The 17,726-nt window shown below is 72.7% G+C and carries 18 protein-coding genes; 10 read left to right on the top strand and 8 right to left on the bottom strand.

From position 1 onward, the window contains the following. Positions 1-253: 253 nt before the first annotated feature. Positions 254-1,852, bottom strand: coding sequence for a 5-oxoprolinase subunit B/C family protein (locus F6J84_RS02020; protein ID WP_238702563.1), 1,599 nt, complete (start codon positions 1,850-1,852; stop codon positions 254-256). Positions 1,853-1,862: 10 nt separating this feature from the next. Next, entirely contained in the window at positions 1,863-2,609 is a 747-nt protein-coding gene (locus F6J84_RS02015; RefSeq protein WP_150970967.1) for a LamB/YcsF family protein, read from the bottom strand. A 77-nt stretch (positions 2,610-2,686) separates the two neighbouring features. On the opposite strand from F6J84_RS02015, the gene F6J84_RS02010 reads away from it, so the two are divergent. The 3 genes from F6J84_RS02010 to F6J84_RS02000 all read left to right on the top strand — a co-directional run bounded on the left by F6J84_RS02010 (position 2,687) and on the right by F6J84_RS02000 (position 4,712). Next, entirely contained in the window at positions 2,687-3,553 is an 867-nt protein-coding gene (locus F6J84_RS02010; RefSeq protein ID WP_150893278.1) for a spermidine synthase, read from the top strand. A 113-nt stretch (positions 3,554-3,666) separates the two neighbouring features. Next, entirely contained in the window at positions 3,667-4,194 is a 528-nt protein-coding gene (locus F6J84_RS02005; RefSeq protein WP_150893280.1) for a hypothetical protein, read from the top strand. A gap of 29 nt (positions 4,195-4,223) precedes the next feature. Next, positions 4,224-4,712, top strand: a complete 489-nt coding sequence (locus F6J84_RS02000) for a SprT-like domain-containing protein (RefSeq protein ID WP_150893282.1) — start codon at positions 4,224-4,226, stop codon at positions 4,710-4,712. Positions 4,713-4,725: 13 nt separating this feature from the next. Here F6J84_RS02000 and F6J84_RS01995 read toward each other — a convergent pair whose 3' ends face one another. Beyond that, entirely contained in the window at positions 4,726-5,349 is a 624-nt protein-coding gene (locus F6J84_RS01995) for a 2-phosphosulfolactate phosphatase (RefSeq protein WP_150970965.1), read from the bottom strand. Positions 5,350-5,481: 132 nt separating this feature from the next. Here F6J84_RS01995 and F6J84_RS01990 point away from each other — a divergent pair, with 132 nt between their 5' ends. Beyond that, a complete protein-coding gene (locus F6J84_RS01990; protein ID WP_150893286.1) occupies positions 5,482-5,985 on the top strand; it encodes a hypothetical protein in 504 nt (167 codons plus the stop codon). Here F6J84_RS01990 and F6J84_RS01985 read toward each other — a convergent pair whose 3' ends face one another. The 5 genes from F6J84_RS01985 to F6J84_RS01965 form a co-directional block, all read right to left on the bottom strand. After that, the gene (locus F6J84_RS01985; RefSeq protein WP_191905729.1) at positions 5,986-7,467 is read right to left on the bottom strand and encodes an ABC transporter permease; all 1,482 of its coding nucleotides are present in this window, start codon (positions 7,465-7,467) and stop codon (positions 5,986-5,988) included. It abuts the gene before it with no gap. Next, positions 7,464-8,237, bottom strand: coding sequence for an ABC transporter ATP-binding protein (locus tag F6J84_RS01980; protein ID WP_150970963.1), 774 nt, complete (start codon positions 8,235-8,237; stop codon positions 7,464-7,466). Before F6J84_RS01980 ends, F6J84_RS01985 begins: the two co-directional genes overlap by 4 nt. Before the next feature lie 85 nt (positions 8,238-8,322). Then, on the bottom strand, positions 8,323-8,970 hold the full coding sequence (locus tag F6J84_RS01975; protein WP_150970961.1) for a response regulator: 648 nt from the start codon (positions 8,968-8,970) through the stop codon (positions 8,323-8,325). After that, positions 8,967-10,139 carry a sensor histidine kinase gene (locus tag F6J84_RS01970; protein WP_238702562.1) on the bottom strand — a complete coding sequence of 391 codons (1,173 nt, stop codon included), beginning with the start codon at positions 10,137-10,139 and terminating at the stop codon, positions 8,967-8,969. The genes F6J84_RS01975 and F6J84_RS01970 overlap by 4 nt, the downstream gene beginning before the upstream one ends. Positions 10,140-10,203: 64 nt before the next feature. Next, entirely contained in the window at positions 10,204-11,592 is a 1,389-nt protein-coding gene (locus F6J84_RS01965; RefSeq protein ID WP_150970959.1) for an aminotransferase class I/II-fold pyridoxal phosphate-dependent enzyme, read from the bottom strand. 178 nt (positions 11,593-11,770) lie between these two features. Here F6J84_RS01965 and F6J84_RS01960 point away from each other — a divergent pair, with 178 nt between their 5' ends. From F6J84_RS01960 to F6J84_RS01935, 6 genes are read left to right on the top strand one after another with little or no spacing between them, the layout of a single operon-like run. After that, positions 11,771-12,619 carry a nitrilase-related carbon-nitrogen hydrolase gene (locus tag F6J84_RS01960; protein ID WP_150970958.1) on the top strand — a complete coding sequence of 283 codons (849 nt, stop codon included), beginning with the start codon at positions 11,771-11,773 and terminating at the stop codon, positions 12,617-12,619. Between the two features lie 2 nt (positions 12,620-12,621). Then, positions 12,622-14,058 carry a dihydropyrimidinase gene (gene hydA, locus F6J84_RS01955; protein ID WP_150974638.1) on the top strand — a complete coding sequence of 479 codons (1,437 nt, stop codon included), beginning with the start codon at positions 12,622-12,624 and terminating at the stop codon, positions 14,056-14,058. A 35-nt stretch (positions 14,059-14,093) separates the two neighbouring features. Continuing rightward, positions 14,094-15,110 carry a TIGR03842 family LLM class F420-dependent oxidoreductase gene (locus tag F6J84_RS01950; RefSeq protein ID WP_150970955.1) on the top strand — a complete coding sequence of 339 codons (1,017 nt, stop codon included), beginning with the start codon at positions 14,094-14,096 and terminating at the stop codon, positions 15,108-15,110. Next, on the top strand, positions 15,107-16,069 hold the full coding sequence (locus F6J84_RS15635; protein WP_150970953.1) for an ABC transporter permease: 963 nt from the start codon (positions 15,107-15,109) through the stop codon (positions 16,067-16,069). Before F6J84_RS01950 ends, F6J84_RS15635 begins: the two co-directional genes overlap by 4 nt. Further along, a complete protein-coding gene (locus F6J84_RS01940; RefSeq protein WP_150893302.1) occupies positions 16,066-16,881 on the top strand; it encodes an ABC transporter ATP-binding protein in 816 nt (271 codons plus the stop codon). The genes F6J84_RS15635 and F6J84_RS01940 overlap by 4 nt, the downstream gene beginning before the upstream one ends. Next, the gene (locus F6J84_RS01935; RefSeq protein ID WP_150970951.1) at positions 16,881-17,669 is read left to right on the top strand and encodes an ABC transporter permease; all 789 of its coding nucleotides are present in this window, start codon (positions 16,881-16,883) and stop codon (positions 17,667-17,669) included. Before F6J84_RS01940 ends, F6J84_RS01935 begins: the two co-directional genes overlap by 1 nt. Positions 17,670-17,726: the final 57 nt, after the last annotated feature.

Raw genomic sequence — 17,726 nt, 5'->3', positions numbered from 1 at the left:
CTCGTGATCCTCGTGTCAGATGGAGTGCTCGATCGTCCCCGAAGCGTTCGCACCGGACGCCGCTATCTGCGGGGGCACGAACGCACAGCCGACCACCATATGAAGACAGGGGGATCTGAGCGCAACTACCAACTATATGCGCCGGGGCACGCCGTGTCCAGTCGGATTCTTGAAATCCACGCGATCGTGCGGTATACGCGCGAATCCACGGCGAATTCACGGCCACGGCACGTCGGTCCGCGGCGCGCCGGACTCATCCGGGCGCCTTCCGGAAGCGCAGCAGGGTGCCCGGCCGCGCCTGCGCCAGCCGGTCCAGGGCGGCATCCGTGGCGACGGCGATGACGGGGTAGCCGCCGGTCACCGGCCCGTCGGCGAGGAGGACCGTGGGTCGGCCGCCGGGCGGGACCTGCAGGGCCCCCGGCACCATCCCCTCGCTGGGCAGCTCCCCTTCCCGGGCGCGGGCGAGCGCGGGACCCTCGAGACGCAGCCCCACCCGGTCCGCGGCCGTGCCCACCGTCCACACCGCATCGAACAGCGCACGGTGCGCCGCCGTCGTGAACCAGTCGGCCCGGGGGCCTGGGGCGAGCTCGATCTCGAGCGGGTCGGCGGGCCAGCCCCACGGGGCGATCTCCCCGATGGGGACGGGACCGGCGACATCGTCGCCCACCGCGAGGACGTCGCCGGCGCGGAGCGGCGGGGGACCGAGCCCTGCGAGCGTGTCGGTCGAGCGCGCGCCCACCGCCTCCGCCACGTCGATGCCGCCCCGCACGGACAGCACCGCGCGGGCGCCGTGCGTGAACCAGTCGAGCTCCAGCAGGTCGCCCGCCCGCACGGGGAACGCGACCCCGGTGTCGATGAGACGTCCGTCCACCCGCATGGGACCCCACGCCCCGGCGACCGCGACCCAGAGGTCCCGGCCGGCGCGGGCGGCGAACCCGCCGAGGGCGATCTCCACCGCCGCGGCGTCCTCGGGATTCCCCACGAGGCGGTTCGCGAGGCGCAGCGAGGCCCGGTCAACCGCGCCCGAGCGCGCCACCCCGAGCCGGGCGACGGCCCCGCGTCCGAGATCCTGCACCGTGGCCGCGCCGGCGCGTTCGATCCGCAGACCGCCCACCCCGGCCGCGGACGCAGCGGCACCCGCGTTCCGGATGCCGCCGGGCGCGGGCGGGGCGGCCCCCTTGCCGGCCGGGACCTCGATCCTGGCCGGCACCGGCCGCATCCGGACGCGCGTGCCGGGCGTGAGCAGCACCGGGCCGCGCCGCCCCGATCCCTCCGGCGCCACGGCGGGGTCGAACAGGACCGCCGTCGTCGTGCCGATCAGCCGCCACCCGCCCGGGGTCGCGCGCGGGTACGCGCCGGTGAACCCGCCCGCGAGACCCACCGACCCCTCCGGGACCCGCTCCCGCGGCACGTCCAGCCGGGGGACCTCGTGGCGCCAGTCCTCGCTCACGAGATAGCCGAACCCCGGGGCGAAGCCGGTGAACGCCACCTGCCACGTCACCGCGGAATGCCGGGCGACCAGGGCGTCCGGCGTCACGCGGAGCAGATCGGCGGTCGAGCGGAGGTCGGGTCCCGCGTAGACCACGTCGAGGGCGACCTCGGCGCCGTCCGGGATCGCGGTCCGATCGGCGACGTCCGCGTCGGCCACCCACGCGCGCACCCGGACGGCGGAGGTCCGATCCGGATCGAAGCGGAGCAGCAGGGTGCGCGCCGCGGGGACGATCTCCTCGATCCCCGGCAGCGGCTCACGGGCGAGGACCGCGTCGAGGGCGAGTGCCTCCTCGAGGCCATCGACCTCGATCAGCAGCGCACGCTCCCCCATCGGGAGGATGCGGCGGCGCGCACGCGTCACGGCCGCCTCCTCACCACGGCGCCCGCACCCGCGCGCCCGCCGCCGTCAGGGCCGCGCGCACCGCCACGGCCAGCGACACCGCGTCCGGGGAATCCCCGTGGAGGCACAGCGAACGGGCGTCGGTGCGGACGATCGAGCCGTCCACCGCGACCACCTCGCCGTGCAGGGCCAGCCGCACGGCACGGTCGGCGACCGCATCCGGATCGGTCAGCAGCGCTCCCGGTTCGCCGCGCGGGACGAGCCCGCCCGCGGGCGTGTACCCGCGGTCGAGGAACGCCTCGCGGACGAAGGGGAGCCCGGCGTCGCGTGCGGCGTGTGCGAGCGCCTCGCCGAGCGCGAGCACCGGCACCGGCGCACTCAAGGCGTCGCGCACGGCGTCCACCACGGCGCGGGCGAGCTCCGGCCGCGATCCCGCCGCGTGGTAGAGCGCGCCGTGCGGTTTCACGTACCGCACCTGCGCACCCGCGGCGACGAGAGAGGCGAGCTGGGCGGCCACGCTGCGGCGCACCTCGTCCGGCGGGATGTCCAGGACGACGCGACCGAAGCCGGCGCGGTCCGGGTACGAGGGATGCGCGCCGAGCGCGACGCCGAACCGCGACGCCCTGCGCACGGCCTCACGCATGGCGGTCTCGTCGCCCGCATGCCCGCCGCAGGCGACGTTGGCGCTGGAGACGATCGCGAACATCGCCTCGTCGTCGGCCGCGGGAACCCCGTCGACCGTCTCGCCGAGGTCCGCGTTGAGGTCGATCTCGCGCATGGTCCCACGGTATCGCCGGGTCCGGCGGGCCGGGCGTGCATGACACCGTGCGCTCCGGGCCGGGTTACGGTGGGGACATGGCACGGGCGCGACGCGAAGAGGTCCCCCGACCGGAGGCGCGACTCTCGGACGGATCCGTCGCCCGCGTCGTCCCCTCCGGGTTCACAAGCGGCTACGAGCTCGAGGTCGCCGGAACCCCGCAGTCGCACGTCGACCTGGACGACCCGACGCATCTCCACTTCGAGTACGTGACGCGCATGGGTGCGGTGATCGACCGGCTCCGGATGCCGGGCCAGCCCCTGACCGCCGTCCACCTCGGCGCAGGGGCGCTGACCATCCCCCGCTACGTCGAGCACACCCGACCCGGTTCGCGTCAGCAGGTCATCGAGCTGGAGCCCGCGCTCGTCGAGCTCGTCCGAGCCGAGCTGCCCCTTCCCCGGGGCGCCGCCATCCGGGTCCGCATCGGCGACGCCAGGGAAGGACTCGGACGACTCCCCGCCGCGCTCCACGGCAAGGTCGATCTGCTCGTCTCCGACGTGTACGCGGGGGCGCAGACCCCCGCTCATCTGACCACCGTGGAGTTCTACCGCGCGGCGGCGGAGCTCCTGGCCCCCGACGGAGTCCTCCTGGTGAACGTCGCCGACGGGTCGGGCCTGGCCTTCGCCCGCCGCCAGGTCGCCACGGTCCGGGCCGTCCTCGGTGAGGTCATCCTGCTCGCCGAGGTCCAGACCCTCAAGGGGCGGCGGTTCGGGAACCTCGTGATCGCCGCATCCCAGGCGCCGCTGCCGATGGAGTGGCTGCCGCGCCTGATGGCGGCAGGCCCGCATCCCGCGAAGGTCGCGCACGGCGAGGAGCTCGACGACTTCGTGCGCGGGGCGACCCCCGCCACGGATGCGGACGCCACCCCCTCCCCCAAGCCCGCCGCCTCCGTCTTCGAGCGCTGAGACGGCCCCTGCGACGTCCCGATCGGACAGGACGGGCGGTCGCATCGGCGTGGGATGCCCCGGGCGGACGAGGTGGGCTGCACACTGGAAGGGCTGAGTGCGGAGGGAGAATCGTGAGCTTCATCAGGGGGTACCACCCGGACACGTTGCGCGAGATCGTCGATGTGCGCGAGTGCCGAGAGCGCCTCGAGGAGATCGGCAACCAGCGCAGCCTGCCGGCGCTGCTCGAGCGGGTGTGGCTGCTCAAGGTGACCGGCGAACTCGACGACGCGCTCGTCGTCTCCGACCAGTCGGTGCGCACCGCCCGGATGGCCGGGACCCGCAAGGATCTGCTGCGCGCCCGCATCCTGCACGCCACGATCAACCAGGAGCGCGGGCAGCTCGCCGCCGCCGAGCAGGAGCTCACCGCCTGCGCCGAGGAGGCCGAGGGGCAGGGCTGGGCCGGTATCGCCGCCTTCGCCTACCAGCACCGCGGCAAGGTGCGCCTCGACGACCAGGACCTCGACGGCGGCCGGGCGGACTTCAAGCGCGCCCTCTTCCTGCGGCAGCAGGCGGGCGCCACCGAGGAGGAGCTCGAATCCACCCTGCTGGCGATCGACGCCGTGGACCGCCGGCGGGTCGCCTCGGTCGTCGCCGGCTGAGTGTCGGGGACCGGGGCTACCCTCGCGTCATGTCGGATCTGCACCGCATCCGCGTCTGGGCCGACGCGCTGATCACGCTCCACCTCGACCCGTCGTGGACGTTCGGTTTCGACAACGCGAAGCGTCGGGCGGGTCTGTGCGACTACGGCCGCAAGCGGATCAGCCTCTCGCGCTACCTGGCCGCCCGCTACGACGACGAGACCAACCACCAGACGCTGCTGCACGAGGTGGCCCACGCGATGGCGGGATCCGCGGCGGGACACGGCCCGGCATGGAAACGGGTCGCCCGCGAGCTCGGCTACGTCGGCGGCACCACGCACCACGGCGAGACGGCCAACGAGCTCGCCCCGTGGGTGGGGGTCTGCCCCGCCGGGCACGTCGCCTACCGGCACCGCCGGGCGACCCGCACGACCTCGTGCGCACGCTGCGCGCCCCGCTTCGACCCGCAGCACGTCTTCACGTGGACGCGGCGGGAGATCACGAGGGCCGAGCGTCTCGCAGCGATGACCCCGCGCTGAGGCGCGCCGCCGGTCAGGCAGGGCCGAACACGCCGTGCGCGAGGACCGGGACCGCGGTCTCCGCGTCGAGCTGCGCGGCGGCGAGCGCCTCGTCCCGCCCTCCGGCGTCGAGGAGCGCCTGGCCCGAGCCGCTCGCGGTCAGGAGATGGCGGACGGCGAGCCGAAGCCCCCGGAAGGCCTCGCCGGACGCCGCCGCCTCCGGCGAGGTGTGGTCGAGGCCGAGCACGCCGAGGGCGTCGATGACCGCCCCGGCGCCGAGCTGGTCCTCCACGGCGAAACGCAGACCCGCATCCGCCTGCTCGCCCGCGGCGATGACCGCGACCGAGGTCCGCGCACCACGCCGCTGCTGCTCGGCGAGCACCTCACGGGCGACCGCGGTGGCGTTGCGGAGCGAACCCAGCAGCACCCGCGCGCCGCCCGCGGCCGCGGCCCGGGCGACGAGCGCGCCCTCCGCCCCGGTCGCGACACCGGCGGAGAGGTCCACCCGGTCGCCCTTCGCCACCGCATCCGTCGTCGCCGAGGAGTACGAGAGCACGTCGACGACCACCACGACGTCCGACGGGGCGAGACGGGCGAGGCCGTCCGTCCCCCACTCGAAACGGATCTGGTAACGGGACTGGTCGTACGCGGTGGCCATCCCTCCAGCGTATGGCGGCTCGCTCGCCCGGCCCCGCAGCATGACGCTCTGCGTCACGGCCCGCGGAGGCACCTCCGGAGCTCCCGCGCGCAACCCGTTCCGCCGCAGGCTCCCGCTTGTCAGACTTGCCGGGTGCGCATCCTGCTGAAGTTCACCGTCGACTGCGATCCCGACGCCGCTTGGCGCGCCCTGCACTCCCCCCGGGCGGTGGCGGAGATCTACGGTCCGCTGATGGACATGCGACCGCTCTCGGCGCTGCCTGCGGCGTGGGAACCGGGCGACGACGTCGCGATGGAGCTGACCCTCGGCGGCATCCACCTCGGTTCACAACTGATCACGGTCAGCGAACGCACCGTGCAGGAACCGGAGGGCACGGTGCGCATCTTCCGGGACAGCGGAGTGCCGCTGACCGGTCCGCTGGCGAGCCTGGACGTGTGGGACCACCAGATGGCCGTCTCACCGGCCCCGGGCGATCCCGGCCGCACGCTGTGGCGCGACCGGCTCGTGATCGCCGGCCGCTCCGCGCCCGCGCTCTGGCCGGTGCTGTGGGGCGCCTGGCAATGGCGGGCGGCGCGCATCCGCGCGCTCGCCCCGACGTGGGCGCACGATCCCGGGCCGGCGCCCACGTCGGACTGATCACACCTCGGCGAGCGCCTCGACAGGAGCGACCCTGGTCGCGATCCGGGTCGGCACCACGGCGGCGACGAGCGTCAGCACGGCGGTCGCCACGAGGATCACGAGCACGGGCACCAGGGGCACGGCCGGCAGCACGAACGTGGGCTCCCGCGGCAGCGTCGGGTCGGCCGGCACGGTGCCGAGCAGGGACTGCGCTCCGGCCCAGCCGTAGACGACCCCGAGCACGAGCCCGGTGAGCGTCGCCGTGATCGTGACGTGCGCGGCCTCCAGCAGCACCATCCGGCGCACCTGGCCGTTCGAGAACCCGAGCGCGCGCAGCAGGCCCAGCTCGCGCCGGCGCTGCACCACCCCGATCGTGAGCAGGTTCACCAGACCGACGCCGGCGATGACGGCCGCCACGGCCATGAGGCCCATCATGACGGTCGCGAACGTGTCCAGGATGGCGGCGAAGTCGGCCGGGACCTCGCCGCCGGCGGAAGCCGCGAACAGGACCTTCGCCGACTCCACCGCCACGGCGAACATCGTCACGAGGGTCACCCCCATCACGACGCCGATCGACATCCGGCTCGACCGCTCCGGGTACCTCAGCGCGTTCTCCGCGGCCAGCCGGGCCGTCGCCGACCGGCCGAACAGACGGCCGACCAGCCGGAGCAGCGGCGGCATGAGCCGCGTCGAACCCAGCACGATACCCGTGAAGGAGAACAGCCCGCCGAAGAACGCCACGATGACGCCCCGCGGGTCCCAGAGCCCGAGCGCGATACCGGCGGCGAGGAGGCCCGTCCCCGACACCAGGAGCAGCAGAGCCGCCACGGTGCGCCCGGTGCGCCGTGCGACCACCTCGTGCGAGGTCTCCACCGAACCCCCTAGGGCTTGGAGCGGGGTCACCGAGAGCACCCGGCGGGAGCCCACCCACGCCGCCGCCCACGTCGTCAGGACGACGATCACCGGGGGAACGAGCAGTTCCGGACGCACCAGCTGGTACACGACTCCGTCGAGGCCGAGCTGCTGGACCGTCAGTTCGGCCCCCGCGGCCGCGACCACGGTGCCGCCCACGAGTCCCAGCACGGCGCCGATCGCCCCGACCGCGAGACCGTGCCGGGCCACCTCGGCGCGCTGCGAGCGGGCGGAGGCGCCGATCAGCCGGAGCAGCGCGATCCGGCGGGTGCGCCCGGCGACGACCGTCGCGAACGTGTTGGCGGTGACGATGGCCGCGACGTAGACGGCGACGCCCAGCAGGAGGTACGTGAGGAAGCTCAGGACGAGGGCGAGGGTCCCGCTGTCGCCCACATAGGGGTCGGCGCGCAGGATCGCCGCGATGAGCTCCGTCGCGGCGATGAGGATCACCCCGAAGGCGCTGGAGATCGTGGCGACGAGCACGCTCGCCCCCATGCCCCGCTCCCGGATCCACGGCGCGGATCCCGCGGGGCGGGCCGGACGGACGGCCCGGGGCGCGTCGGCGACGGACACGGAGGGGGCGCTCATGCCGCCGTCTCCGTGCCGAGCTCGGCGGCGAGCATGAACGCCGAGATCTCCTCCGCGCTCTGACCGCGCTGATCCGCCACGATCCGCCCGTCGCCGAGGTAGAGCACCCGGTCGGCGTGACTCGCGGCGACCGGGTCGTGGGTGACCATGGCGATGGACTGCCCGTGGTCGCGACTGGCCGCCCGCAGGAGTCCCAGCACCTCCCGGCCCGAACGGGAGTCGAGGTTCCCGGTCGGTTCGTCGGCGAAGACGAGGTCGGGCGCGGTCGCCAGCGCACGGGCGATGGCGACCCGCTGCTGCTGACCGCCGCTGAGCTGGTGCGGGCGGTGTCCGAGCCGTCCGGTCAGCCCGAGCGTCTCGACCAGGCCGTCGATGCGGGCGCGCTCGAGAGCGGTGGGGCGGCGACCGTCGAGGTCGAACGGGAGCATGATGTTCCCGAGCGCGTCGAGGGTGGGGACGAGGTTGAACGCCTGGAAGACGAACCCCACCCGGCGCCGACGCAGGATCGTCAGCTCCTGGTCGCTCAAGCCGGTGATGTCGGTGTCCCCGATCCACACCGAACCGCTGGTGGGGGCGTCGAGACCGGCCATGATGTGCATCAGCGTGGACTTGCCGGAACCGGACGGCCCCATGATGGCGGTGAAGTCACCGCGACGGATGCCGACGCCGACGTCGTCGAGAGCGCGCACCGCGCCGTCGCCGGAGCCGTAGGTCTTCGTGAGCCGCTGGACGCGGGCTGCGAGCCCGAGCTCGCTGGAGGTGATCTGCATACTCCGACGCTACGAACCGCCGGGCCCCGCTCACATCGCCCGCAAGCCGCATCCGGCTACATCGCAAGGATGATCCGGGATCCGCTCAGACCAGCCCGTGGCGGAAGGCGAACACGACCAGCTGCACGCGATCGCGCAGGGAGAGCTTGCCGAGGATCCGGCTGATGTGCGTCTTGACGGTGGCCTCGGAGAGGAACTCGCGTTCGGCGATCTCCGCGTTCGAGAGGCCGCGCGCGGCGAGCGCGAAGATCTCCCGCTCCCGGTCCGTCAGCGTGCCGTACGCGTCCGGGACGGGTGCCGGAGCCGCATCCGAGAAGCGGGTGAACAGGTCGTGCGTGGCGGCGGCCGCGATCACGGCGGAACCGGCGTGCACCGTGCGGATCGCGGAGAGCAGGAACTCCGGTTCGGCGTCTTTCAGGAGGAACCCGCTCGCTCCCTGCCGGATGGCGCGGGCGGCGGCCTCGTCCAGATCGAACGTGGTGAGCATGACGATGCGCGGCGGATTCGGATCCCCCAGCAGCTCCGCCGTCGCAGCGATGCCGTCGAGCACGGGCATCCGGATGTCCATCAGTACGACGTCGGGCCGGGTCTCGCGGACGACGCCGATGGCCTCCCGCCCGTCGGACGCCTCGCCGACCACCTCCAGGTCGGGCTGCGAGCCGATCAGCATCCGGATCCCGGCGCGGAACAGCGCCTGGTCGTCGACCAGGACCACGCGGATGGGCGTGCTCATGCGGGCACCCCCATCGGCAGCGCGGCGGACACGACGAACCGGTCCCCCTGGGGTCCGGCCTCGAACGTCCCGCCGACGAGTTGCGCACGTTCGCGCATCCCGATGATGCCATGACCGAGCGGGCGGGCCGGTGCCTCCGCCTGAACGGACCCCGGCCGCAGGGGGCTGCGCACCTCCAGGTCCACGCGGTCCGCGTACCAGGCGAGACGCACGGAGACCGTCCCCTCGCCCCCGTGGCGCAGGGCGTTGGTCAGCGCCTCCTGCACGATGCGGAACACCGCGAGCTGCACGGAGGCGGGCACGTCGTTCCCCGGTACGGGGTGCACGTCCACGCGCAGATCCACCCCGGCCGCCCGCACCTGGTCGTAGAGGGCGTCGAGGTCGGCGAGGTCCGGCTGCGGCCCATCGCCCTGACTGTGCCGCAGCTGGGTGAGCAGCATGCGGACGTCGGTGAGGGCGGCGCGGGCGGTCGTGGAGATCGTCCCGAGCGCCGTCGTCGCCACGGCGGGATCCGCCGCGGCGGCGTAGCGGGCGCCGTCCGCCTGGGCGATCACGACCGCGAGCGAGTGGGCGACGACGTCGTGCATGTCGCGGGCGATGCGCACCCGCTCCTGCTCCGCGACCGTCTCCGACTCGGCGCGCTGCTGGGCCGCACGGTTCGCGCGGGCACGGGCGGCGGTGCGCACCAGGGCGCCCGCCGTCCAGGCCAGCAGGAGGGCGAAGACCGCGGCGATCAGGATGAGGATCGCGCTCGGCAGTTCGCGGATGTCTCCGATGCTCACCGCGTACCCCTGCAGCAGGGGCATGAGGTAGACGATGTACACCGCGATCGCGACCGCGCCGACGAAGGACGAGACGAACCCCGCCCAGAACACCGCCCGGGAGCCGTAGGCCGCCGTGACGTAGAGCACCCCGAACACGGCCACGTCGCTCGGCATCGGCGCCAGCCCGAACAGCATCTGCAGGATCGCGGATGCCCAGGCGAGGCCGAGGGCGAGGGCGGGCGAGAGGCGGCGGACGGCGAGCGCGGCGGACATGCCGAGGGTGAGCAGCACCCCGACGAAGATGCCGTCCGTGCCGTACGGGACCATGATGGCGAAGAACGCGAAGAACAGCGCGGCACCGACGATGTCGGTCACCAGTTGGTAGGTCTTCAGCGGGCGCAGCACGCCCTCCACGCTACGCGGACGCCGGGGCGCCCTGCATCCACCGCGGGATGTATCCCGGCACGGCTCAACCGGAGGGACGGGCGCCCGTCGCCCGGGCGGCGGTGGCGAGTTCGGCGGCGACGCCGGAGGCCCCCTGCGCCACCAGCCCCGCCGTCACCCGCACGAACCCTGCCGGTCCCGGCCGGGTTGCCGGGTCCGGCTCCGCGTCGTCCCCGGGGGAACCGCCGGCCAGGAACGGGGCGCCGCCGGCGACCGCGATGCCTGCTGCGGCGAGACGCACGTGCGCCGCCCGCTCGTCGGCGACCGGCAGCCACAGGTTGATGCCGTCGGAGGCCGGGATGGCGACACCACGACGCCGCAGCCCCGCGGCGACGGCCTCCTGGCGGTCGCGGTAGGCGAGCCGGGCGGCGCGCACCTCGGCGATCGAGTCCGCATCCGTGAGCATGTCGAGCAGCACCGCCTGCAGCAGACGCGACGTCCACCCCGGGCCCAGCATGCGCCGGGCGATGACGCGCTCCACGACCCGGGCGGGGCCGCCCAGAGCGGCGATCCGCAGGTCCGGTCCGTGCGACTTCGAGAAGCTCCGCACGTGCACGACCTGATCGGGGAGCCAGTGCGCGAGGGTGACCGCGGGGGCCATCGCGATCATCCCGGAGTGGTCGTCCTCGATGACGACCACCCGATCCCCGTCGCGAGCCGCACGGACGGCCCCGGCGAGCTGCTGTGCGCGGTGGGCGCTCATCGACGCGCCGGTCGGGTTCTGGGCGCGGGGCTGCAGGATGACGGCCGACGGATGCCGCGCGAGCGCCCGGCTGAGCGAGGCCGGGAGCACGCCCTCCTCGTCGAGCTCCAGAGGCACCGCCTCCGCGCCGAGCGCGTCGAGCAGGTCGAAGAAGTAGGGGAAGCCGGGCGACTCGACCGCGACCCGGTCGCCGAAGCGGACCACCTGCTCCAGGACGCGTGAGATGCCGTCGAGCGCACCGTCGACCACCGTGATCATCTCGGCCGGTGAGGGCCAGGAGTCCTCCAGCACCTCGGCCAGGTCGGGGAGCACCGGCAGGTCGCCGTAGCGTCCGGCATCCGCGCGCAGGGACACGCGCGCGAACGCACGGCCCAGGGCGGGGAGGAGCCCCGGATCGGGGGTCCCCGTGGACAGATCCAGCGTGCCGCGCTCCACCTGACCCGACATCCCGCGGACCCGTCGGGTCAGCCAGTCCCGCTGCGGCGCCTGGACGAAACTCCCCGCCCGGCCCCGGGAGACGAGCACCCCGGCGCGGGAGAGCGCCTGCCAGGCGGCGCTCACGGTGGCCGGGCTCACGCCCAGATCCGCGGCGATCTCGCGCACGGTGGGCAGCCGGTCCCCCGGCGCGAGGACGCCCTCGTTCACGAGCCGGGCGATCACCCCGGCGATGCCCTGCGGGGAACGGTCCGGGAAGGCGGCGGGCAGATGCATCCGGAACTCCGCTCTATCGGTGGACGAGGCCCAGCATTTACGATCGCGTCACAGGCCGAAATCGAAGAGAAATGTTCAACCCGAAAGATAACAGAACGGGGCGGACCCGCCGGTGACGCCACCGGTCCCCGTCAGATCGCAGGGTCCTCGAGACGCGGTTCACGCACTGGAGGCGACGATGACGACAGTACGAGCAGCAATCACGCAGACGACATGGACGGGCGACAAGGCCTCCATGCTCGACAAGCACGAGGGGTTCGCCCGGGATGCGGCCGCGCAGGGCGCCGAGGTGCTCTGTTTCCAGGAGCTCTTCTACGGCCCCTACTTCGGCATCACGCAGGACAAGAAGTACTACCGGTACGCCGAGCCCGCCGACGGACCGATCGTCCAGCGCTTCGCGGCCCTGGCGAAGGAGCTCGGCACCGTCATGGTGCTGCCCATCTACGAGGAGGCCCAGACCGGGGTCTACTACAACACCTCGGTGCTCGTCGACGCCGACGGCAGCATCCTCGGGATCTACCGCAAGAACCACATCCCGCACGTGGAGAAGTTCTGGGAGAAGTTCTACTTCCGCCCTGGGAACCTCGGCTACCCGGTGTTCGACACCGCGGTCGGCAAGGTCGGGATGTACATCTGCTACGACCGGCACTTCCCGGAGGGATGGCGGGAGCTCGGGCTAGGCGGCGCGCACATGGTGTTCAACCCCAACGCCACCAAGCCCGGTCTGTCGAACCGGCTGTGGGAGGTCGAGGGGCCGTGCGCCGCGGTGGCCAACGGCTACTTCGTCCTCCAGCCCAACCGGGTCGGACGCGAGGACAACGAGTACGGCGACGAGGCCGTCACGTTCTACGGCAGCAGCCAGGTCATCGACCCGCGCGGCAACCACGTCGGAGCGCTCGGCAGCGGCGAGCACGAGGAGGTGCTCGTCCGGGACCTCGACCTCGACATGGTGCAGGAGATGCGCGACGACTGGCAGTTCTACCGCGACCGGCGTCCGGACACCTACGAAGAGATCACGGCCCCGTGACCATGGCCACCACTCTCATCACCGGGGGCACCGTCGTCTCGGCGACCGGACGGATGCAGGCCGACGTCCTGATCGAGGGGGAGCGGATCGCCGCCGTCCTCCAGCCCGGTTCCGAACTGCTGGGCACGGACCTCGCCGCATCCGTCGACACCGTGATCGAGGCCACCGGCCGCTACGTGATCCCCGGCGGCATCGACGCGCACACCCACATGCAGCTGCCCTTCGGCGGCACGTCCGCATCCGACACGTTCGAGACCGGCACCCGGGCCGCGGCCTGGGGCGGGACGACGACGATCGTCGATTTCGCGGTGCAGCGTCACGGCGAGCGGATCCAGGACGGCCTCGCCCACTGGCACGAACTCGCGGCGGGGCAGTGCGCCGTCGACTACGGGTTCCACCAGATCGTCGGCGGCGTGGACGCGGAGGCCCTCGCCGCCCTGCCGGGGCTCATCGACGAGGGCATCACGAGTTTCAAGATGTTCATGGCGTACCCGGGGGTGTTCTACGCCGACGACGCGCAGATCCTGCGGGCGATGCAGATCTCCGCCCGCACCGGGATGCTGACGATGATGCACGCCGAGAACGGACCGGTGATCGACGTCCTGGCCGAGCAGCTCGTGGCCGAGGGCAAGACCGACCCGTACTTCCACGGCATCGCCCGCGCCTGGCAGGCGGAGGAGGAGGCGACGCACCGGGCCATCATGCTGGCGGACCTCACCGGCGCGCCGCTGTACGTCGTCCACGTCAGCGCGAAGCAGGCGGTGCGCCAGCTCGCCTGGGCACGCGACAAGGGTCAGAACGTGTTCGGCGAGACCTGCCCGCAATACCTGTACCTCTCCCTGGAGGAGCAGCTCGGCGCCTCGAGCGAACGCTGGGGGGCGTTCGAGGGTGCCAAGTGGGTGTGCTCGACCCCGCTGCGCTCGCGCGCGGAGGGCCACCAGGACCACATGTGGCAGGCGCTGCGCACGAACGACCTGCAGATGGTCTCGACCGACCACTGCCCCTTCTGCATGACGGATCAGAAGGAGCTCGGACGGGGGGACTTCCGCGCCATCCCGAACGGCATCGGCTCCGTCGAGCACCGCATGGACCTGATGTACCAGGGCGTCGTGACGGGCGAGATCTCCCTGGAGCGCTGGGTGGAGCTCACCTCCACGACGCCGGCCCGGATGTTCGGCATGTACGGACGCAAGGGCGTGATCCAGCCCGGCGCCGACGCGGACGTGGTCGTCTACGACCCGGCCGGGCACACCTCGATCGGATACGACAAGACGCACCACATGAACATGGACCACTCGGCCTGGGAGGGGTTCGAGATCGACGGCCACGTGGACACGGTGATCGCGAGGGGCAAGGTCATCGTCGACGCCGGGCAGTACCTGGGGCGAAAGGGCGACGGCCGGTTCGTCAGGCGCGGCCTCAGCCAGTACCTGATCTGACCCGATCCCACCGCAGGAACGAGAGGGGGCACGACATGGACTTCGGTGTCGTCCTGCAGACCAACCCACCCGCGTCGCGCACGGTCCAGCTCGCACAGCTGGCCGAGGCGCACGGGTTCAGCCACGTGTGGACCTTCGACTCGCACCTCCTGTGGGAGGAGCCGTACGTCGTCCACTCCGCCATCCTGAACGCCACCAGGCGCATCACCGTCGGACCGTTCGTGACCAACCCGGCGACCCGTGACTGGACCGTCACGGCGTCCGTGTTCGCCACGCTCAACGAGATGTACGGCAACCGCACGATCTGCGGCATCGGCCGCGGGGACTCGGCGGTGCGGGTGACGAACGGCCGGCCGACGAGCCTGAAGGAGCTGCGGGAGTCCATCCACGTCATCCGGGAGCTGGCCAACTCGCGCGCCGTCGAGTACAACGGCGCGACGCTGCAGTTCCCGTGGAGCCGGGGATCCTCCCTGGACGTGTGGGTGGCCGCCTACGGACCGCTCGCACTGCGTCTGGCCGGGGAGGTGGGCGACGGCTTCATCCTGCAACTCGCCGATCCGGACATCGCCGAGTGGATGATCCGCGTGGTCAAGGATGCGGCGGCGGCGGCCGGCCGCGACCCGGAGTCGATCGCGTTCTGCGTCGCCGCGCCGATGTACATCGGCACCGACCCCGGGCACATGCGCGATCAGTGCCGCTGGTTCGGCGGGATGGTGGGCAACCACGTCGCCGACATCGTCGCCAAGTACGGCGCGCAGGGCGGGGTGCCGGCGGCGCTGACCGACTACATCGCCGGTCGCGAAGGGTACGACTACAACTCCCACGGCAAGTCCGGCAACGACCACGTGGACTTCGTCCCGGACGAGATCGTCGACCGCTTCTGCGTGCTGGGCACCGCCGAGGAGCACATCGCCAAGCTCGAGAGGCTGCGCGAGCTCGGCGTCACCCAGTTCGCCGGATACCTCCAGCACGACAACAAGGAGGAGACGATGCGGGTCTACGGCGAGACCGTGATCCCCGCGCTCTCCGCCCACATCACGGCCAAGCGATGACCGTGACCGAGCCGCCCACGATCACCGCCGCGGGCGACCCCGCGCACCCGTTGCCGGCTCGCGTCGCACGCCGGCGCGCCGGGGAAGGGCGGGGGATGGTGCGGCCCGTGCTCTTCGGCGTCGGCGGCGTGCTCGCCGTCGCGCTCCTCTGGGAGCTGTACAAGCTGCTCGGGCCCGCCGACGGAGTCGTGATCGGCGGACTACGGGTGCTGCCGCGCACGACCGACCTGGCCATGCCCCACGTCTGGGAAATGCTCACCCGGCTCGCCGAGCCCGTCACCTCCTCGCCGTCCGCCCGCCCGCTCTGGCTGGAGGTGCTGCTCGCGGCGCTCGTCACCCTCGGGATCGCCGCGGTCGGCTGGCTGGTCGGGGTGGTCGTCGGCTTCGCGTTCGCGTTGATCATGCAGCGCTGGCGCATCGCGGAGTGGGCGCTGCTGCCCTGGATCGTGCTCAGCCAGACCGTGCCGCTCATCGCCTTCGCCCCCCTCGTCAAGAGCTGGGGATCCCGGATCGAGATCGGTGCGTTCGAATGGGCGGACTGGATGAGCGTCGCCCTCATCGCCAGCTACCTCGCCTTCTTCCCGGTCGCGGTCGGCGCCCTCCGCGGGCTGCAATCGCCGGACCGCATCCACACCGAGCTGTTGTACACCTACGCCGCGACGCCGTGGCAGACGCTCGTGCGACTGCGGCTCCCGGCGGCCGTCCCCTTCCTCATCCCGGCGCTGCGCCTGGGAGCGGCCGGCGCCATCGTCGGCGCGGTCGTCGCGGAGGTGTCCACCGGCCTGCAGGGCGGCATCGGCCGCATCCTCATCCAGTACGCCGGCCAGGCCTCCGGGGACCCCGCGAAGCCCTGGGGACCGATCTTCGGCGCCGTCCTGCTCGGACTCGTCGCCGCCGGCTCCGTGGCCCTGCTCGGTGCCACCCTCAAGAACTACCGACGCGGGGAGGACAACGCGTGACCACCCAGAACCCGAACGGGATCCCGGCCGTCGCCATCACCGGGGTGGACAAGACCTTCGAGACCCGCAGCGGGCAGGTGCACGCCCTGCAGCAGATCGACCTCGATGTCGCCGCGGGCGAGTTCGTCTCCCTCATCGGCCCGTCCGGATGCGGCAAGTCGACCCTCATGCGCCTGATCGCGGACCTCGACCAGGCGACCGACGGGACCATCAGCGTCTTCGGCAAGACCCCCGCGCGCGCCCGGCTCGACCAGGACTACGGCATCGCGTTCCAGCAGGCGGGGCTCCTGCCGTGGCGCACGGTCACGGGCAACGTATCCCTCCCCCTCGAGATGCACGGCGCCCCCGGCCGGGCGGGCCGCGTGGCGGAGTTGCTGGAGATGGTCGGTCTCAGCGAATTCGCCGACCGGTACCCGGACCAGCTGTCCGGCGGCATGCAGCAGCGCGTGGCGATCGCACGCGCCCTCGCCGAACGCCCGAAGCTCCTCCTGATGGACGAGCCCTTCGGCGCCCTCGACGAGATGACGCGCGAGCGGATGCAGACCGAGCTGGTACGGATCTGCGCGGAGACGGAAGCGGCCGTGGTCTTCGTCACGCACTCGATCCCGGAGGCGGTCTTCCTCTCCGACCGCGTCGTGGTGATGTCCCCGCGACCCGGACGCATCCAGCAGATCGTCCCCATGCGCCTGGAGAGCACCCACGAGCGGACGGAGGCCCTCCGAGAAGACGAGTCCTTCTTCGAGATGGTCACCGCGGTCCGAGAGGCGCTGCACCAGGGGAGTCCGGCGCCGCGCGGGGTGGAGAACCGCTGATGTCCACGCTCACGGCGCGGAGACGGGCGGGCGCGGACCGGGCGTGGGTGCGGGTCGCCGCTCCCGTCCTGGTCGGGGTCCTCGTCCTGGTGGTCTGGCAGGTTCTCGTGAGCGTGGTCGGGATCAGCGACTACCTGCTCCCCGGACCCGCCGCCATCGTCGAGCAGTTCGTGCAGTTCGCTCCGGCCATCGGCACGGCGACGGTCGTCACCGGCGTCAACGCCCTCGCCGGACTCGTCGTCGGCTCGCTCCTCGGCATCCTCCTGGCGGCGCTCGCCGCGCGGTGGAGCGCCCTGGACATGATGAGCGCCCCCGTCGTCGCCGGGCTCGCGGTCGTCCCCATCGTCGCCCTCGCACCCGTGCTCAACTCGATGTTCGGGGCGGACAGCCAGATGGGGCGTCAGACGATCGCGGCGCTGGCCTCCTTCGTCCCGGTCTTCGTCAACACCCTGCGCGGGTTCCGCCAGGTGCGCCCGGTGCACCGCGATCTGATGCGCGCCTATGCGGCGAGCCCCGGCCAGGTCCTGCGGACCGTCACCCTGCCGACCGCGGTGCCGTTCATCTTCACCGGCATCCGTCTCGCCTCCTCGCTGGCCGTCATCTCCGCGCTCGTCGCGGAGTACTTCGGCGGACCCCGCGGCGGGCTCGGCGCGATGATCTCCACCTCGGCCGCGACGAGCGCGTACGCCCGCGCCTGGGCGTACGTCTTCGCCGCGATCCTGCTCGGACTCCTCTTCTATGTGGTCGCCCTGCTCCTCGAGCGCCTGGCGGTGCGGCGCCCGCACTGACCCCTTCGTCCTGCCGCCATCCGGGCGCCCGGGAATGCACCACCGCACACATGAAAG

Source organism: Microbacterium caowuchunii (genome assembly GCF_008727755.1).
Classification (GTDB): domain Bacteria; phylum Actinomycetota; class Actinomycetes; order Actinomycetales; family Microbacteriaceae; genus Microbacterium; species Microbacterium caowuchunii.
The sequence above is the reverse complement of the archived record's forward strand: the minus strand, read 5'-3'. Positions and strand labels throughout refer to the sequence as shown.

What these genes read in the sequence shown, in the direction of transcription:
- F6J84_RS01975 (WP_150970961.1), bottom strand. Translation starts at nt 8,970, where the DNA reads ATGAGCACGCCCATCCGCGTGGTCCTGGTCGACGACCAGGCGCTGTTC.
- F6J84_RS01995 (WP_150970965.1), bottom strand. Translation starts at nt 5,349, where the DNA reads ATGGCCACCGCGTACGACCAGTCCCGTTACCAGATCCGTTTCGAGTGG.
- F6J84_RS01985 (WP_191905729.1), bottom strand. Translation starts at nt 7,467, where the DNA reads ATGAGCGCCCCCTCCGTGTCCGTCGCCGACGCGCCCCGGGCCGTCCGT.
- F6J84_RS01980 (WP_150970963.1), bottom strand. Translation starts at nt 8,237, where the DNA reads ATGCAGATCACCTCCAGCGAGCTCGGGCTCGCAGCCCGCGTCCAGCGG.
- F6J84_RS02015 (WP_150970967.1), bottom strand. Translation starts at nt 2,609, where the DNA reads ATGCGCGAGATCGACCTCAACGCGGACCTCGGCGAGACGGTCGACGGG.
- F6J84_RS01950 (WP_150970955.1), top strand. Translation starts at nt 14,094, where the DNA reads ATGGACTTCGGTGTCGTCCTGCAGACCAACCCACCCGCGTCGCGCACG.
- F6J84_RS01935 (WP_150970951.1), top strand. Translation starts at nt 16,881, where the DNA reads ATGTCCACGCTCACGGCGCGGAGACGGGCGGGCGCGGACCGGGCGTGG.
- hydA (WP_150974638.1), top strand. Translation starts at nt 12,622, where the DNA reads ATGGCCACCACTCTCATCACCGGGGGCACCGTCGTCTCGGCGACCGGA.
- F6J84_RS02010 (WP_150893278.1), top strand. Translation starts at nt 2,687, where the DNA reads ATGGCACGGGCGCGACGCGAAGAGGTCCCCCGACCGGAGGCGCGACTC.
- F6J84_RS15635 (WP_150970953.1), top strand. Translation starts at nt 15,107, where the DNA reads ATGACCGTGACCGAGCCGCCCACGATCACCGCCGCGGGCGACCCCGCG.
- F6J84_RS01960 (WP_150970958.1), top strand. Translation starts at nt 11,771, where the DNA reads ATGACGACAGTACGAGCAGCAATCACGCAGACGACATGGACGGGCGAC.
- F6J84_RS02000 (WP_150893282.1), top strand. Translation starts at nt 4,224, where the DNA reads ATGTCGGATCTGCACCGCATCCGCGTCTGGGCCGACGCGCTGATCACG.
- F6J84_RS01965 (WP_150970959.1), bottom strand. Translation starts at nt 11,592, where the DNA reads ATGCATCTGCCCGCCGCCTTCCCGGACCGTTCCCCGCAGGGCATCGCC.